12 protein-coding genes are annotated in these 16,693 nt (G+C 34.1%); 4 read left to right on the top strand and 8 right to left on the bottom strand.

Annotation, left to right across the window (positions count from 1 at the left end; translation table 11 throughout):
• Window positions 1–5: 5 nt before the first annotated feature.
• Both J2Y60_RS01575 and J2Y60_RS01570 read right to left on the bottom strand, forming a co-directional pair.
• Window positions 6–1,271, bottom strand: coding sequence for a HAMP domain-containing sensor histidine kinase (locus tag J2Y60_RS01575; RefSeq protein ID WP_309912418.1), 1,266 nt, complete (start codon window positions 1,269–1,271; stop codon window positions 6–8).
• Window positions 1,268–1,948, bottom strand: coding sequence for a response regulator transcription factor (locus tag J2Y60_RS01570; protein ID WP_309912420.1), 681 nt, complete (start codon window positions 1,946–1,948; stop codon window positions 1,268–1,270). The genes J2Y60_RS01575 and J2Y60_RS01570 overlap by 4 nt, the downstream gene beginning before the upstream one ends.
• Before the next feature lie 454 nt (window positions 1,949–2,402).
• On the opposite strand from J2Y60_RS01570, the gene htpG reads away from it, so the two are divergent.
• The gene (htpG, locus tag J2Y60_RS01565) at window positions 2,403–4,220 is read left to right on the top strand and encodes a molecular chaperone HtpG (protein WP_309913105.1); all 1,818 of its coding nucleotides are present in this window, start codon (window positions 2,403–2,405) and stop codon (window positions 4,218–4,220) included.
• Window positions 4,221–4,292: 72 nt separating this feature from the next.
• Here htpG and J2Y60_RS01560 read toward each other — a convergent pair whose 3' ends face one another.
• The 5 genes from J2Y60_RS01560 to J2Y60_RS01540 form a co-directional block, all read right to left on the bottom strand.
• Complete coding sequence (locus J2Y60_RS01560; RefSeq protein ID WP_309912422.1) at window positions 4,293–4,973, bottom strand: response regulator transcription factor; 681 nt, start codon at window positions 4,971–4,973, stop codon at window positions 4,293–4,295.
• 56 nt (window positions 4,974–5,029) lie between these two features.
• On the bottom strand, window positions 5,030–5,797 hold the full coding sequence (locus tag J2Y60_RS01555) for a histidine kinase (RefSeq protein ID WP_309912424.1): 768 nt from the start codon (window positions 5,795–5,797) through the stop codon (window positions 5,030–5,032).
• Window positions 5,798–5,820: 23 nt separating this feature from the next.
• Window positions 5,821–6,471 carry a hypothetical protein gene (locus tag J2Y60_RS01550; RefSeq protein WP_309994524.1) on the bottom strand — a complete coding sequence of 217 codons (651 nt, stop codon included), beginning with the start codon at window positions 6,469–6,471 and terminating at the stop codon, window positions 5,821–5,823.
• A gap of 6 nt (window positions 6,472–6,477) precedes the next feature.
• Window positions 6,478–7,026, bottom strand: a complete 549-nt coding sequence (locus tag J2Y60_RS01545; protein ID WP_309912426.1) for a hypothetical protein — start codon at window positions 7,024–7,026, stop codon at window positions 6,478–6,480.
• Window positions 7,027–7,472: 446 nt separating this feature from the next.
• Window positions 7,473–9,881, bottom strand: a complete 2,409-nt coding sequence (locus J2Y60_RS01540) for a heavy metal translocating P-type ATPase metal-binding domain-containing protein (RefSeq protein WP_309912428.1) — start codon at window positions 9,879–9,881, stop codon at window positions 7,473–7,475.
• Window positions 9,882–10,073: 192 nt separating this feature from the next.
• On the opposite strand from J2Y60_RS01540, the gene J2Y60_RS01535 reads away from it, so the two are divergent.
• The 3 genes from J2Y60_RS01535 (at window position 10,074) to J2Y60_RS01525 (ending at window position 12,205) form a co-directional block, all read left to right on the top strand.
• Window positions 10,074–10,766: a Crp/Fnr family transcriptional regulator gene (locus J2Y60_RS01535; protein WP_309912430.1), complete on the top strand. Its 693-nt coding sequence runs from the start codon at window positions 10,074–10,076 to the stop codon at window positions 10,764–10,766.
• A gap of 140 nt (window positions 10,767–10,906) precedes the next feature.
• Window positions 10,907–11,272, top strand: coding sequence for a cyclic nucleotide-binding domain-containing protein (locus tag J2Y60_RS01530; RefSeq protein WP_309912432.1), 366 nt, complete (start codon window positions 10,907–10,909; stop codon window positions 11,270–11,272).
• 99 nt (window positions 11,273–11,371) lie between these two features.
• A complete protein-coding gene (locus J2Y60_RS01525; protein ID WP_309912434.1) occupies window positions 11,372–12,205 on the top strand; it encodes a universal stress protein in 834 nt (277 codons plus the stop codon).
• Between the two features lie 49 nt (window positions 12,206–12,254).
• On the opposite strand, the gene J2Y60_RS01520 is transcribed toward J2Y60_RS01525, so the two are convergent.
• Complete coding sequence (locus J2Y60_RS01520) at window positions 12,255–16,379, bottom strand: two-component regulator propeller domain-containing protein (RefSeq protein WP_309994522.1); 4,125 nt, start codon at window positions 16,377–16,379, stop codon at window positions 12,255–12,257.
• Between the last annotated feature and the right edge of the window lie 314 nt (window positions 16,380–16,693).

Here is a 16,693-nt window from a genome sequence, read left to right as displayed (position 1 = left end):
CTTCATTACCATTTCACTTCAAAAATATGTTCGTTTTCAGGTTCATTAAATTGATAAGAAAGCTTCAAACCGTAGTATTCTGCTATCTGATGCACAATGGCTAGTCCTAAACCTGTAGCTTCTGGATGATTAGGGTGTTTTACAAAACGGAGAAAGAGTTGCTCAACAGGAAAAGGCAAGGCTTCTCCTTTGTTTTTGATAATAAGTTGATTTTGGTGTAAAATACAGTTAATCTCTCCTTGTTTTTGGTTGTATCGAATCGCATTTTTCAATAGATTACCAACCAAAATTTCTGCTAAATACGGGTTTATCAATAAATATTGATTATCCTGAATTTCCTTCTTGATGACAATCCCCCGATGTTCAGCAAAAGCCTGATAAGTGTTCAAGAGGCCTTTTACTAACACGCTCATGTCTACTGCTACTGCCTCTGAAAACTGATTGTTTTCTATCTTGGTGAGCAATAACAAAGATTTATTCAATTGTGAAATCTTTTGAAGTGCTTCGGTAGATTTTTGAATATGTAAAATTTCTTTTTCGGGTAAATTATCTGACTGCAAAAGGGTTTCTAGCTCTAAAGAAATAACTGCAATGGGCGTTTGAATTTCGTGAGAGGCATTTTCAGTAAACTGCTTTTGCAAACGGAATTGTTTACCGATACGCTCTATCATTAATTGTAGCGTCTGGCTTAGTAAATTAAATTCCTCTGTAGCTTCGGGCTGAAAGAAAGTTTCAGACTGTTTATTAATTTGATATACCCTTAATTTGTCGATAATGCCATTAAACGGCTTCCATAATTGACGATATACCATAAAGTTCAGGAGCAACATTAGCAATAATAACCCTAAAAAACATAGTCCAACGCCAACTGATAATTTTGCCGCAATTTCTTCAAATTCTTCATAGGGCTGTTTCAAAGTAACTAAAAAGTTATGTTTTGGCGTGACAACACTCCCTTTCAAAACCCTGATGGCTGTTTTATGATTTTCGCGTAAATCTATTTCGGTAGAGTCCATCAAATAAGGTTGTATGTTGATAGATGCTGGAATGATTGCTAGGTGAGGATTATCATCAATCGTCAGTAGATTGAACTGACTAGGTGGGAATTCATTAAGCCTTTTTTGAACTACTTTAAAATGCGAAATCAATAATTCATCTATTTCGTGTAAGGTAGATTTATGAATAAACCAATTGAGCATCAGCACACCGAAAATGGCAATCGGCAAGGATGCTAAACTTAAATAGAGTGCTGTTTTAAGGAGTAATTTCATAATTTTTCTGAAAAAATATAACCTGCGCCATATCTAGTTTTTACATAATCTGGACAGCCCTTCTCGATAAGTTTCTTACGAAGATTTTTGATGTGGGTATAAATAAAATCGTGCGAATCGGCCAAATCCATAGAATCTCCCCAAAGATGTTCGGCAATCACAGACTTCGAAAGTATTCTATTCTTGTTTGAAATAAAGAATAGTAACAGTTCATATTCCTTGCCCGTCAGCTCTACTATTTCATCTTTAACACTTACTTGTTGGTTATCTGGGGAAATACTAATCACATCAAAAACTACTTTCGTTTTTCCATCAAATAATCTCCTCCTCAACACTGATTTAATTCTGGCATTCAGTTCAGATAAATGAAAAGGCTTCGTTAAATAATCGTCTGCTCCCAAATCGAGCCCCGTTAATCTATCCTCCAACGAATTTTTAGCAGACACGATGATGATACCTGCCGAGGTATTACGTTTCTTTAATTCACGAATAATCTCTAACCCGTTTCCGTCAGGCAAAGTAATATCTATTACTAAGCAGTCATAATCGTAATCATTTACTTTCTCAATGGCTTTGTGAAATGTAGCAACCGACGAAACGATATTGCCGTCTTGTTCTAAAAAAGATTGCATCGATGCCAACAGTGAAGGTTCATCTTCAATAAGTAAAATTTTCATTTTTCCAGTGTTGATTGACTCACAAGTTATTAAATGTTTCTGTAGGAAATCTGATTTTAAACTTAATAAAGATTCGGTGTAAGGTGATTAGGAGCAGTAGTAGCAAGAAGACAAAACCTCATAGCCATTAAGCCATGAGGTCTGGAGTATGTTAGTGCACATAGTTAGATTGTTTTACAAATATGAAGACTTTTTATTAAATTTAAAATGCGTATTTATACCTATTTTAAAGAAAAAAGATTTTTAGCGTAGTAAAAACATTTTACAAGAAGTTTTTAAAAAAGCCATTGACGTGGCTACCCTCACTAATATCGGTAGAAAAAACATTTTTGAGGTCACTAATTATCAGTTTATCCTGCCAATTTGACATTTTGTATTGCCTTGGAACTGTATTTGTAAATATTCATTTTATTAGAGTTTAAAATGTTTTAAGCTAAAAAATGACAAAATGACTATGCAAGAAAAAGGTAATATCTCGATTCATACCGAGAACATTTTCCCGATTATTAAAAAATTCCTTTATTCTGACCATGAAATTTTCCTTCGTGAGTTAGTGTCAAATGCTGTTGATGCTTCGCAGAAAATTAAAAGATTAGCTTCAATTGGTGAATATTCAGGTGAGTTAGGTGAATTGAAAGTTACGGTTTCTTTCGATAAAGAGGCAAAAACCATCACCATTTCAGATGCTGGTTTGGGGATGACGGCTGAGGAAATTAAGAAATATATTAATCAAATTGCTTTCTCGGGTGCTACCGAGTTTGTAGAAAAATATAAAGATAAAGGAGACGAAAAAGCCATTATCGGGCATTTCGGTTTAGGTTTCTATTCTGCTTTTATGGTAGCTGAAAGAGTTGATATTATTTCAAAATCATATCAAGAAGGTTCTGAAGCCGTAAAATGGACATGTGATGGTTCTACTGAATTTGAAATTTCAGAGGCTACTCGCGAGGCTCGTGGTACTGATATTATTTTACATGTAGCCGAAGACTCTCTAGAGTTTTTAGAAGAATTTAAGTTGAAACAAATTCTTGATAAATACTGTAAATTCTTGCCGATTGAAATTGAATTTCAAGAGAAAATTATCAATAATCCTTCGCCAATCTGGACAAAATCTCCATCTGAATTAAGCGATGAAGATTACCTTAAATTCTACGAAGAATTATATCCTTTTGCTGAAAAACCTTTGTTCTGGATTCACTTAAATGTTGACTATCCATTTAACCTGACGGGGATTTTATACTTCCCGAAAGTGAAAAATGAATTACAGCTACAACGTGAAAAGATTCAATTATACAGCCGTCAGGTATTTATTACTGACGAAGTAAAAGATGTTGTACCAGAGTTCTTGATGTTATTGCATGGTGTTATCGATTCACCAGATATTCCTTTGAATGTTTCGCGTAGTTTCTTACAGGCCGATAGTAATGTTAAGAAAATCAACTCGCATATTACTAAAAAAGTAGCTGATAAATTATCGGAGTTATTCAAAACTGACCGTGCAGATTTCGAACAGAAATTTGATAACATTGGTCTGTTCGTAAAATACGGTATGATTTCAGACGAGAAATTCTATGACCGTGCGAAAGATTACTGTTTAGTTCAAAACGTTGATGGTAAACATTTCACCCTGAATGAATACGCAGAATTTGCTCAAGAAAATCAGAAAGATAAAAACGATGATGTAATTTACTTGTACACAAGCGATGTAAATGCTCAGGATAGTTTTATCCAATCTGCCAAAAAACGTGGGTATGATGTATTGAAACTAGATTCAGTATTAGATAGTCACTTTATCAATCAGTTAGAAACTAAATTGGTAAAAACTAGCCTAAAAAGAGTAGATGCTGATACAATCGAGAAACTTATCGACAAAGGTGTTGCGGTTGATGTGGTACTTTCTGAAACAGAGAAAGAATCAGTGAAAAAGATTTTTGAAGAAGTAATCAACGATAAAAACAAAGTTGTTGCTTTAGAAGCAATGCCAGTTGATGAACTACCTGCCGTAATTACGCAAAACGAATTCATGCGCAGAATGAGCGATATGTCTCGTGCTGGTGGTGGAGGCATGAATATGTTCGGCTCAATGCCAAACAATTATATTGTTTCTATCAATGCAAACCATGCTTCGGTTGCTAAAATTCTTCAAACTTCGGATGTAGAAGAGCAGAAAAAATTAGCGAAACAAGTGTATGATTTGGCTTTGTTGTCACAAAATATGCTTACTGGGGGTGATTTAACAGCCTTTATTCAAAGAACAGCTTTAGCACTGTAATAACACTGATAATGATAAAAGCTCTGTTAAGATTTATTCTTAGCAGAGCTTTTGTATGATATAACCTATCCTTTAAATCAATGAAACTATGCTGTTTTTGATAGCATATAACACCAAACCCGTAACATTTCTGGAACCTGTTTTTTGTAATAGATTATTTCTATGTCCATTGACAGTCTTTACACTAATATAGAGTTTCTCGGCTATTTCTTCGGCTGTATATTGTTGACAGACAAGCTGTAATATTTCCTCCTCTCTTTTAGTGATGACAATATTCATTTTTTTAGCCTTTACTTTTTTGCCTATTCTGCCTTGAATTGCCTTCAAAGTACGCTCGTTAATATAAGACCCCTTGGAATGAACCGATTGAATAGCATCAAATACTTCTTGGGGATCGCTATCTTTTACTAAATAGCCATGTGCACCATGTTCAATTAAATCGGTTATAAAATTTTCATCTTCATGCACTGAAAGAATAAGGATACGTACTTGGGGAAAAGAGGCTAACAGTGCATTCGTTACATCCAACCCATTAAATCCCCTGTTGTCGGGCCGAGGTGGAAGTGAAATATCTACTAACATTACATCTGGAATAGTTTTGGCCTTATTTAATTTATCAATGACCGAATAGCCATCTCCAGATTCAAACACTACTTCAAATTTATTATTGGCAGCATAATTTAATATGCCTTTCATTCCTTCTCTGAAAAGTAGCTGGTCTTCTACCAAGCCTACTTTTATTTTGTTTTCCATTATTAAACGATTGTTTAGGTGGTGATGCTATAGTAAAATCTGTAGAATAATAATAATTATAAAGGATTTACACTATTATCAATTGGTATTTCAATAAAGGCATAAAAACCTTTCTCATTTTCATTATTACCCCACTTAAAAATCCCATTAAGGGCGGATACCCTACCTTCTATACTTTTAAGTCCTAATCCATCAGAGCCATTTTCAATGTTTATTCCACACCCATCGTCAGTGTATTTACACTGTATATCAAAAGCATTACACACAATGTTTAAATCAATCACCGTAGCATTGGCATGCTTGATGGTGTTGTTGATTAATTCCATGATAATTCGATAATAGCCTAAACTAATAACCCATGTGACAATAGGCATATCGCACAGCGCAGTCAAACGAATATGTATTTTCCCAGTTTTATTAATTTGGTCAGTAACAGCTTCTAAGGTTTTTATTAATCCAAATTTCTCCAATTGAGGTGGCATTAATTGATGGCTGATACTACGTATACTACTAAGAGCGGATTCTGAAAGCTGACGAACGTTCTCAATACCTGCACGCGTTTTGGTATCGTCTTCCACAATTTGTTGTTCTATCACTATTAAATGCATCCGCATAATAGACAGCACAGCACCAAGTTCGTCGTGTAAATCTTGAGCAATTCTTTTACGCTCTTCTTCTTGAATATGGATACTAGAACGGAGCAACTCATTCTGATAGAGTATTTTTAAGGATTCCTGCTTGAGCTTTTGCTCAAATAGGTTTTTATGAAAGTGTTGATTTAAAAGCACAACACCTATGGCTATTATAAAAACTATAATAGTCATAGGTAATATGGTTTCTACAATGTTCAATTGCGTGACCGCTTCCATAGGCTAATAAAAAAACAACCGTACATTATAAAAGAGAAAAACGCATGCAATATCCACGTATAAAGATTAGTATCTACCGAAAATTTACTTACAATAGTAGCCCCAAAATAAAATATCAACAAATTGGATGTATGATAAATGAATAATCCAGAGTTAATCCAGTTCAAGCTGATAATATCATTATAAGCATTTTGTTTAACGATATCGTTTAAAAAAACCATAAATGAAAATAGCGTAAGGATTATAATCAGGATAGATTCAATTGTTAATGCATTAGAATTGAAGGTGTAAATATTCTGTAAGGCTAGCGAATTGATGATACTAAAGATAGAGAATAATATGGTCATACACCATATTATTCTCTTATTAATAAAATCACCTAAGATTGTCCGATAAAACCAAGCTTGCAAAATAAAACCTACTGGAACGTATATATGTAATAAAGGCATATTGTTCATACGATATAGCCAAAATGCCAAAGACAACAACTGTATAAAGCTTGAAAAAATGATAAAATACGAAAATACACGTAATTCTTTTTTCAATTCATTAAAACAAGCAACAGTATACAGTAGTGTTAGGAGTATCGGTAAATCCGACAACATAAGTATCGTCTTGGCTATATTCATCCTCTATTACAGCTTTTTCTTAGTTAAAAGGTCTTCATTTGTTGCACACGTATTAGGGCAAGGGGTGTTTAAATCCAACATATATTGGTCACTATTCGGGTAACCTGCTAAGTCCCCGGGTTTAATTCCATGTCCATTTTTATCAAGCATAACATCTTTCCCACCGATAGCAGGAGTAACATCTAAATTGGCTCCTTCTACTGGTACTACAAATAATTTAAAACTTCCTGTAATTCCATTTTGCGCCTTTGGTTGATAAGCTAAATAAACACGAATATTTTTATAAGTGGCTTTGTTAAGTAATGCTGAGTCTAGACCCATGGCAACTAATAATTCTTGAGACCTAATTGTGTAAGCTCTAATAGGCACATCACCAAGTGTCTTACGGCATAATAAATCATAAGAATCAATATCAGCAATGGCACTGTCTTTTGGTATTAGCAAATCGCTGAGCGGTACGGGGCCTTCCTTTATAGTATTATTTTCTGACTTTGTACAAGCAGTCATGGTAATCGCACATAAAACTGTAGCGATTAATAAGTTTTTAGTCTTCATAGTTATTTTTATTTAGTGTTTATAAATAATAATTGCCACTTTTCGCAGGCTCGCTAAATAGTGCATTATTTAATACAATACAATAATAAAAAAAGCAACTCAACAAACTACAAAAGACCATTGGTATAGTCCTAAAAACAGGTATTTATACCCGTCATTTTTATCAAATCAGGTATAAATATCCGTTTTAAGAAAGGACAATTTTCAGTATGTGGTAGTATAAGAAGGAACAACAATGTGCAAAGTCCTGTTAATCTTAGTTTTACTGTTGTTCAGGGATAGGGTTTGGTTTTATGCAGTTTCAGAATACAATAATTACGACAACCCAGTTATTTTGTACAAATTGTTCAAATATGTTGGGCTGATGTTTTCAAAAATTCGAATTGAAATATTTTTTAGGGTGGGCACAGTTGTACCAAGGAATTTTAAAGGTATTTTACAAAAGATTACTTTTCTTTAAAAAGGCTTTTTCCTTTAAAAACCATTCCTATTGAAGCTATTCCTACTAATGTAATTGAATTCAAAGGCATTAAAATTGCCGCTACAATTGGCGAGAGCGTACCTTGTACAGCAAAAGTTAACCCAATACAATTGTACATTAGTGAAAATATATAACTAAAACGTATAAGCTTCAACGCAAATCTACTGTATTTCAAAAAGACTGGAAAGTCTTTCAAATGCTCTGCTGATAAAATCCCATCACTCATTGGGGTAAAATTCAGCGTATCATCCGTCACGGCAATGCCTATGTCTGCCTGTTTCAAAGCACCAGCATCATTCAATCCATCTCCTATCATAATTACCTTTTTGCCTTGGGACTGTAGCTTAAGGATAAAAGATAATTTTTCATGAGGGCTACACTCAAAACGCAAATGCTCTTTTGAGGTAAACCAACTTTCTATATGGGTCTTTTCATGCTGATTATCGCCTGATAATAAATATGTTTCATAATTTTCACCAAGGTTTTTTATGGTCTTTTCAATGTCTGCCCTGTAATGATTAGGCAAAGCAAAATAGCCTAAGTATTCGTCATCAATGGATAAATGAGCGACCGAAGCAGAGAAAGAATTAAGCTCTTTTTCAAGCGATGGATTGACAAAATTACCAGACCCCAACTTTACTAAATGTCCATGATATTTACCTTCAATTCCTTTACCTAGGGTTTCTTTAAACCCTTCAATGGCTAGAATTTGTTTTTCTTTCGATATTTCTTTTATCTTCTGCGAAATAGGGTGCGATGAATTATGCGCTAAAGAAACCACTAACATTTCTTCAAAAACTGACAACGGGCGTTTTCCTTGAAAGTGTGGCTTGGCTCCTTCCGAAGTTGTGATTGTACCTGTTTTATCAAAAACGATGGTATCGCAATTAGCCATCGTTTCAATAACATCCCCATTCTTTAAATAGAAATGCTGTTTCCCCAATATTCTTAACCCATTACCAAGTGCAAAGGGGTAACTCAACGACAGTGTACAGGGACAAGCAATAATCAATATCGCTGAAAAAGCATTCAACATTTTACTTGAATCCTGAAAATACCAATAAGTAGCCACTGAAAATGCTAATGTCAACACACCAAAAGTAAAGTATTTCCCTACTAAATTGGAAAATACTTTGATACGGCTTTGTTGCTCTTTCTGAAACGTATCATTGTTCCAAAGTTGTGTTAAGTAGCTTTGAGATACATCTTTTAGCACTTCCATTTCTATCGTCCCTCCTACTTGCCTTCCTCCAGCAAATAAAAAATCGCCCAGCTCTTTTTTTTCAAGGGCAGCTTCTCCTGTTACAAAGCTATAGTCTATCCTAGCTTCACCTTTATACAACAATGAATCCGCAGGGATTAACTCGCCATTTCTTATTAAAATTTTATCTCCCTTTTTTAAAGCACTTACTGAAACAGACTCTTGCACGCCCATCACTAAACGAGTAACCGCCAAAGGGAAATAGGATTTATAATCGCGTTCGAAAGACAGAAAATGATATGTTTTTTGTTGGAACCATTTGCCGATTAATAAAAAGAAAATTAAGCCTGTAAGAGAATCAAAATAGCCCGCACCATGATTGAAAACAACTTCATAGATTCCTCTGAAAAAAGCGACCAATATGCTTAATAAGATAGGAAAATCGATGTTTACGATACCTTTGCGAAGGCTTTTGTAGACAGATTCAAAGTAGCTAGAAGCTGAGTAGAATACTACGGGTATTGCCAATACGATGTTTAAATACCCAAAAAGCAATTTATAGGTATCGTCTTGTAGCCCTAAGTATTCAGGAAAGCTAAAGAGCATAATATTGCCCGCACAAAAACCAGCAAGGCCTAATTGTGTAAGTAATTTTCTATCATTGGGCTTTTGTTTTTCCTTCACTACATCATTCAACGACATCAAAGGCTCGTAACCTACTGAACTCAACAATTCGGCTAATTGACGAAAGCTGATACCGTGTTGGGCTACATTATGATTGAAGGTGACGGCTACTTGTTTCTTTAAAAAATCTACCTGCGAACGCTCAATGCCTTCGTGCAAACGGAATAAGTTTTCCAATAAATACAAACATGAGCTACAGTGTATGGTAGGAATATAGAAAGTAACCTTCGAAATATTTTCATTTTGAAAATCCAATAGTGTTTTGGCAATTTCAGGATTATCTAAAAAATCAAACCGTGAAATTTGAGGAGTATTACCAGCTTTTTTTTCTATTTCATAATAATTACAAAGATTGTTCTGGTCTAGAATCTCGTAGACTGTCTTGCATCCATCACAACAAAAAAACTTCTCTTCTATATGAATATGGTCGTCGGGGCATTCATTTCCGCAATGAAAACAAAGTTGAGCTATATCGGTAGTGGCAATCATGTGAGTAGCGTTTATTTTATGAGCAAGAATCCCAAAAGCTCTGTATCAAAACACAAAATTGATTTTTGATGAATCAAAGTTCATCTTTAAACAATTTGTAAAACATGAGTAAAGCAATTGATAAAACTGATTAAAGTCATTTACAAAAGAGATATAAATAGGGAATTTCGAAGATAATAATCCAGAAAATTTATGACTCCCAACTGTAATAATTGCGAATTCAAGAATTCGTCACTTTTCAAAAACTGTTCTCATGATGAATTAAACCATATCAACGATAGCAAATGCTTCAATACTTATAAAAAAGGACAGGTTATTTTTCATGAGGGGAATCGTCCTTTAGGGCTCTTCTGTGTATTCAATGGAAAAGTAAAAGTAAGCAGACTAGGGTCTGATGGCAAAGAACAGGTAATAAGGCTTGTGAAGAAAGGAGACACTTTGGGCTATCGGTCTTTGATTGAAAATACCAAGTATAGTGCTTCTGCTATTGCCTTGGATGATACACAGGCCTGTTTTATATCTGCTACAGAATTTAACAACCTTATTGATACCAATGTAAAAGTGGCTAGTGACTTAATGAGGATGCTTGCCAAAGTATTGGGGGATACGCAGGATAAATTGGTACACTTGGCAATGAAACCTGTCAGAGAACGTTTGGCGGAGGCTTTGCTTTTATTAAAAAGCACTTATGACGACAAAAAAGCTGAACATTTTTCGATTTCCATTTCTCGCGAAGACCTTTCTTCTATTGTAGGCACGGCCAAAGAAACTGTAATTAGGTTCCTTTCTGAATTTAAAGAGGAGGGAATCGTAAGCACTCGTGGAAGTGAAATCACTATTCTGAGAGCCGATAAATTATTACAAATAAGTAGTTTATACGATTAATTAATACTCCCTTACATACATTAGATACAATTATTTATAAGCTCGTTCTAGCCTTATTTTATCATTAATTGTATTGATAAAAATCATTTCAGCGAAGTTAGTAAAAGAGCTAACTTGGCCACAGATTAACAAACATTTACATGAATAAAGCAGAAAAAGTAATATTGTCCAGTGGTATTCAACTGAGTTTTAAACAAGGTGACTATTTGTACAGAAAAGGACAACACCCCGACTACGTTTTTTATATCAAAGATGGAAGTGTAGAATTAAGAGACGGTTTGAAAGAGGCTGTTGTCCTTAAAAACAAAAGGTATTTTTTGGGGTTAGAAGAAATGCTTTTAGAAAAAGACCATCCCTACTCAGTAAAAGTACTAGAGCATTCTATCTTTTTGATTTTTGAAAAATCTTTAATAGATGCCCTCATTCACGAACACACAGATATTCGTAGGTATTTTATGATGAGTATCTGTAATCAGATAGATGAAAGAAATACTGTTTTTGAATAAATTGGCAAGCTGATAAATGTCATTTTTTATTCAAAGTACAGTCATAATTTTCTATTCATTAATAAAGGAACTTTAAAACATAAATTAAATTTCAATTTTATGAAAACGATCCTTTTCCCTACTGATTTTAGTGATAATGCCAAACATGCAGCACAATATGCAGGTATGCTAGCAAGGTTATTTAATGCAAGAGTAGTTTTACTGAACATATATAGTATTCCTACTATTTCTGAATACCAATTGCCTTCTGATATTGAGAATTTCATCAATAGAAATAGAAAAGAAGCAGAACAAAACCTTGAAAAATTTACAGTAGATTTTATTAAAAAATCAGGGTTAGTTCCTGAAAGGATAACTCAAAAAGTAGAATATGGCTTAGCGACGGATAAAATTGTAAGTATAGCTAAGCAGATTCATGCAGACTTAATTGTGATGGGGACTAAAGGTGCTAGCAATATTTTTGAACGTTGGCTAGGCACTCATTCTCAGGAAGTAATGAAAACTGCTAGTTGCCCTGTTTGGGTTATACCAGCAAATGCTCCAATCAACTATCCTCAGCATTTATTGTATGCAGCAGATTTTCAAGGCGATGAAGTAGCTGCTATTCAAAAAATATTGACAACTACTCAGCCATTAGGCTCCAAATGTAAGGTTGTTCATATTCATGATTATTTTGAGCCTAATGGAGGATATGCCATTCAAGAAATGAAGGGCTTTTTAGAAGATAAGTTTCAAGGTAATAACTTAGAAGTGAAGTGCATCAATCGTGCTGAAATTATTGAAGGGCTAGAAACTTACATCAAGAATCATAAACCAGATGTTATCGTATTAGCTATTCATGAAAAATCTTTATTAGATAGATTTTTCAATGAAAGTGTAACAAAACATTTTATACAAGAAGGTAATTTGCCTCTTTTATTTTTCAAGAAATAGTAAACGAGGGTTATTGTTAGATAAATAACCCTCAATATTTTAATCTCGCCTAGTTAGCTACCTGCGTTCTATTCTCCTTGATTCGTCCAGCCCATTTTTCTAATAGCTTCACAAAAGTCTCTAACTGAAACGGTTTACCGATGTAATCATCCATACCTGCTGCATCACAGTCGGCCTGACAATCGTTCATCATATTAGCAGTCATCGCAACAATGACAGGTTGTTTGATAGCCGTATTTTGTCTGATTTTCATAGATGCTTCCAAACCATCCATTTCGGGCATCTGTAAATCCATCAAAACGATATCATATTCTTTTTTATCAAATGCTTCTAGTACTAATAGCCCATTTTCAGCCAAATCGGCTTCGTATCCCAATTTACTTAATACTTTAAGGGTAAATTTTTGGTTCATCGGATTATCCTCGGCAACCAATATTGATACGGGGAATCGTTCGGCAAAATCATTTGCTAATTTTTGAACGACGGGTTGAGTCAATGTTTTATCTGTCAAAGTTCTATTTTCTTTTATTGTTAAATTTGTCAGTATATTCTTATATAATGTATGCTGTTTTACAGGTTTTGTAAGTACCGAACAGAATAAATCAGGGTAAGCCTTATGTTGATCATCAGCAATAGAACTAAGCAACATAATGGGTAGTTGTGGTTTAATGGACTTAATTTTTAACGATAACTGTATTCCATCCATTTCAGGCATTTGCATATCTGTAATCACCATGCATATTTCCTGTTCATTCTCAATAAAAGTTAATGCTTCTGTCCCTGAAGAGGCTACCAATGGCATCATTTTCCATTGCTCCAACTGCGCTCTCAAAATACTTCTATTCGTTGAATTATCATCAACTACCAGTATTTTTTTATGTTCTAAAAATTCAGCTTTAGGCAGAATAGTACTTACAATTTCAGGTGATGTACTTTCAGCTACCTGTATTGAAAACGTAAAAGTAGTTCCTTTCCCAAACTCACTTTCAACACCAAGCGTTCCTCCCATCAAAGACACTAATTTTTCACTAATTACCAATCCTAATCCAGTTCCGCCATATCTACGGGTTGTTGAAGAATCTACTTGAGAAAATGCTTTAAACAACCTGTCTATTTTATCTGCGGGAATACCTATCCCTGTATCTATTACCTGAAAACCTATTTCTAAAGGAGCATCTTTTTCATTTTTAATCATAAATACCCTCACAAAAATTTCTCCTTGTTCTGTAAATTTAATAGCATTTCCTATCAAGTTCAACAATACTTGTCTTAATCTGAGGCTATCTCCCACTACTTGATTAGGCACATCTGCTTCTATTTGGCAAAGTAAATCTAATTTCAATGAAGCCGCTTTTACGGCAAAAACATCAAGAACCTCTTCAGTACAAACACGTATATTAAAGTCTTTCTTTTCAAGCTCCATTTTTCCAGATTCAATCTTAGAAAAATCAAGGATGTCATTAATTACCGTTAACAAATCATCTCCACAAGCATGAATCGTTTTAGAATAATTACGTTGTTCTTCATCTAGCTGTGTTTCTTCTAACAAAGATGCCACACCAATAATACCATTCAATGGCGTACGGATTTCGTGGCTCATTGTAGCCAAGAAAATACTTTTAGCGCGGTTTGCCTGTTCAGCCTCTTTTCTAGCTTTTCTTTCCTCAATCGTCGATTGCATTAATTGGGCTGTTCTGAGTTTTACCTCCTTTTCTAGCAATGCTTTTTTTACATTTACCAGCCCTATCCTATAACGATAAAATGCAAAAGCACCACTTATTATGGCAAAACCCATCAATACTCTAAACCAAAGCGTCATCCAAAAGGGTGGCGTGATAATCAAATCAATCGCTATTCCTTCATTATTCCACAAGCCATCATTATTAGATGCTTTTACCCTAAATATATAATGCCCAGGGTCTAAATTAGTGTATGTTGCCCCTCGTTTATTGCCTATATAATTCCAATCTTTGTCAAAACCGTCTAATTTATATGCATATTGGTTTTTTTCTGCCAAAGTATAATTCAATGCAGCGAATTCAAATGAAAACACTGATTGTTTCATATCAAGTTCTATTTTCTTCGTCTCATTAATGTGGCTTGTAAGTGGCGAGTTATTGCCAATCTCAACAGCCTTATTAAAAATGAAAAAATTAGTAATATAAATCGGCGGAACAAATGCATTATCTATTACTTTCTGAGGATAGAAAGCATTAAATCCGTTAGAGCCTCCAAAGTATATTTTTCCATCTGGTGTTTTTAAAGAAGAGTGTACTTTAAATTCATTGCCTTGCAAACCATCAGAAATATCATAGTTTTTAAATACCTTATTCTTCCGGTCATACCTTGACACTCCTTTATTCGTACTTATCCAATAGAACCCATCATTGTCTTTTACAATGGCATTGATTGCTTCATTCGGTAAGCCATCCTTCTCTTTCAATTTGGTAAAAACATTGGTTTTAGGATTAAAAATATTTAATCCACTTCCAGTCCCAATCCAAATTTCCCCTTGTTCATTTTCTATAATAACGTAAATCAGGTTATTGCTCAAGCTATTAGGATTTGAAGGGTCGTGCTTGTAATGAACAAATTGTTTGGTACGAATATCAAATTTATCAAGTCCATTTTCTGTCCCAATCCAAATATTTCCTTTTTTGTCTTCGCACAGGTTCGTTACAACATTATCACAAAGCGTTGTGTTATCCTTCGGATTATTGATGTAGCGGGTAAAAGTATGTTTTTTTCTATCATAGAAATTTAGCCCTCCTCGCCAAGTTCCAAGCCACAGGTTTGCTTGTTTATCTTTGATGATAATATTTACACTTTTAGATGAGATAGAAATAGGGTTATTTTCCTCTGGAAGATGATGCGTAAATACTCCTGTTTTAGTATTAAATAAATCAAAACCGCCTCTGTGATATCCCAAAGCCAATATATCTTTCTCCACTTCTAACACAGAAATGATGTAATCAGTACTCGGACTATTAATATTTTTGGGGTCATGTTTTAAATACGAAAATTGATTCGTAATTGGATTAAATTTATTTAGCCCACCTCCATCAGTACCAATCCAGATATTCCCTTTATAATCATCTTCAATGGCCAGTACAATATTATTATTTAGACTATTTTCACCTATTTGGTGCTGGAACAGAGGGAATTTACTCCCTGATTTTGGTAAATAACATACCCCTCCTGAATAAGTCCCTATCCACATATTTCCGATATTATCAAGGTATATGCTATAAACAGAGTTGCTACTCAAACTAGAATTATCATTAGGGTCATTTTCAATGGTTGTAAAGCCATTTGTTTTTCTATTGAAAACACTGATTCCTCCATTTTCCGTACCTATCCACAGATTATGCTCTTCATCTTCATTAAAAGATAAAATATCATCAAGGGCTAGGCTATTACGGTTCTTTGGATTATGTCTAAAAATCGTAAAGTTATTGGTTTTATCATTAAACTTGGCGATACCTCCTCCTAGCGTACCAATCCAAATAGTCTTTTCAGAGTCTAGGTACACTGTTTTGATAAAACTTGAAGAAATACTAGTAGGATTTTTAGGGTCATGAAAATACTTTACAAATTGCTTTGTTTCTGGATTAAACCTATTTAGCCCATCTTGCGTAGCAATCCATATTTCATGATTTTTATCTTCACAGATTTTGAAAATAAAATCATTACTTAAACTATTCTTATTATTTTCTTCGTGTTTATAAGAAATATATTTCCCCGTTGTTGGGTTATATAGCACAAGACCGAAATTGGTACCTAACCAAATTCGTTTTTTACTATCCTGAAAAATGTCTCTGACGATTAATCTTTTATCTATTTTAATACAGTGTGTAAAGACTTCTTTCTTACGGTCGAACTTATCCAATCCGATTCCCGTAGCTACCCAAATATTGTTTTCGTCATCTTCTAATATATCAAATACTAAATTATCACTGATGGTGTTGGGGTTATCTACTGAATGTTTGTATACAGTAAAATTATAAGCATCGAATTTATTGAGCCCTTCGCCCGTGGCAAACCACATAAAGCCCTTGCTATCCTTTAATATAGCTCTTACGTGGCTCTGTGAAAGTCCTTCTGTATTTGAAAATCTTTTGAAATGAGGTTTTTGTACTTGTCCAAATATGGGTATCCAAAAAGTAATTATCAAAAGGGTTGTTATATTAAAGCTAGACAATTTCATAATTTTATAAAGTGTGTGTGGTTATCTGAATCATATTTTCCTCTCTTGTAGGTTATCAAAACATACATAAATAAGGAAAAGACTGTCTTGTATTTTCTTAAAACAATAATCGGGCTAAAGTATGCTGAAAACGTTAAAAAATATTATTTTTTCTTTTTTAGAGATGAAGTAAATTCTTCTACCTTCCTAAACAACGCCTGTAGCACACCTAAAGGCAATAAAGTAGTATTTGTTCAAACAAATTAAAAACAATTATCCTATAAAAAAATAATGTTCCACTA

Source organism: Arcicella sp. BE140, assembly GCF_031456255.1.
GTDB classification, from domain to species: Bacteria; Bacteroidota; Bacteroidia; order Cytophagales; family Spirosomataceae; genus Arcicella; species Arcicella aquatica.
Note: the sequence above shows the minus strand (reverse complement) of the source record. Positions and strands in the feature narration are given on the sequence as shown.

What these genes read in the sequence shown, in the direction of transcription:
- J2Y60_RS01560 (WP_309912422.1), bottom strand. Translation starts at nt 4,973, where the DNA reads ATGGAAAACAAAATAAAAGTAGGCTTGGTAGAAGACCAGCTACTTTTC.
- J2Y60_RS01550 (WP_309994524.1), bottom strand. Translation starts at nt 6,471, where the DNA reads ATGAATATAGCCAAGACGATACTTATGTTGTCGGATTTACCGATACTC.
- J2Y60_RS01555 (WP_309912424.1), bottom strand. Translation starts at nt 5,797, where the DNA reads ATGACTATTATAGTTTTTATAATAGCCATAGGTGTTGTGCTTTTAAAT.
- J2Y60_RS01540 (WP_309912428.1), bottom strand. Translation starts at nt 9,881, where the DNA reads ATGATTGCCACTACCGATATAGCTCAACTTTGTTTTCATTGCGGAAAT.
- htpG (WP_309913105.1), top strand. Translation starts at nt 2,403, where the DNA reads ATGCAAGAAAAAGGTAATATCTCGATTCATACCGAGAACATTTTCCCG.
- J2Y60_RS01545 (WP_309912426.1), bottom strand. Translation starts at nt 7,026, where the DNA reads ATGAAGACTAAAAACTTATTAATCGCTACAGTTTTATGTGCGATTACC.
- J2Y60_RS01530 (WP_309912432.1), top strand. Translation starts at nt 10,907, where the DNA reads ATGAATAAAGCAGAAAAAGTAATATTGTCCAGTGGTATTCAACTGAGT.
- J2Y60_RS01535 (WP_309912430.1), top strand. Translation starts at nt 10,074, where the DNA reads ATGACTCCCAACTGTAATAATTGCGAATTCAAGAATTCGTCACTTTTC.
- J2Y60_RS01525 (WP_309912434.1), top strand. Translation starts at nt 11,372, where the DNA reads ATGAAAACGATCCTTTTCCCTACTGATTTTAGTGATAATGCCAAACAT.
- J2Y60_RS01575 (WP_309912418.1), bottom strand. Translation starts at nt 1,271, where the DNA reads ATGAAATTACTCCTTAAAACAGCACTCTATTTAAGTTTAGCATCCTTG.
- J2Y60_RS01570 (WP_309912420.1), bottom strand. Translation starts at nt 1,948, where the DNA reads ATGAAAATTTTACTTATTGAAGATGAACCTTCACTGTTGGCATCGATG.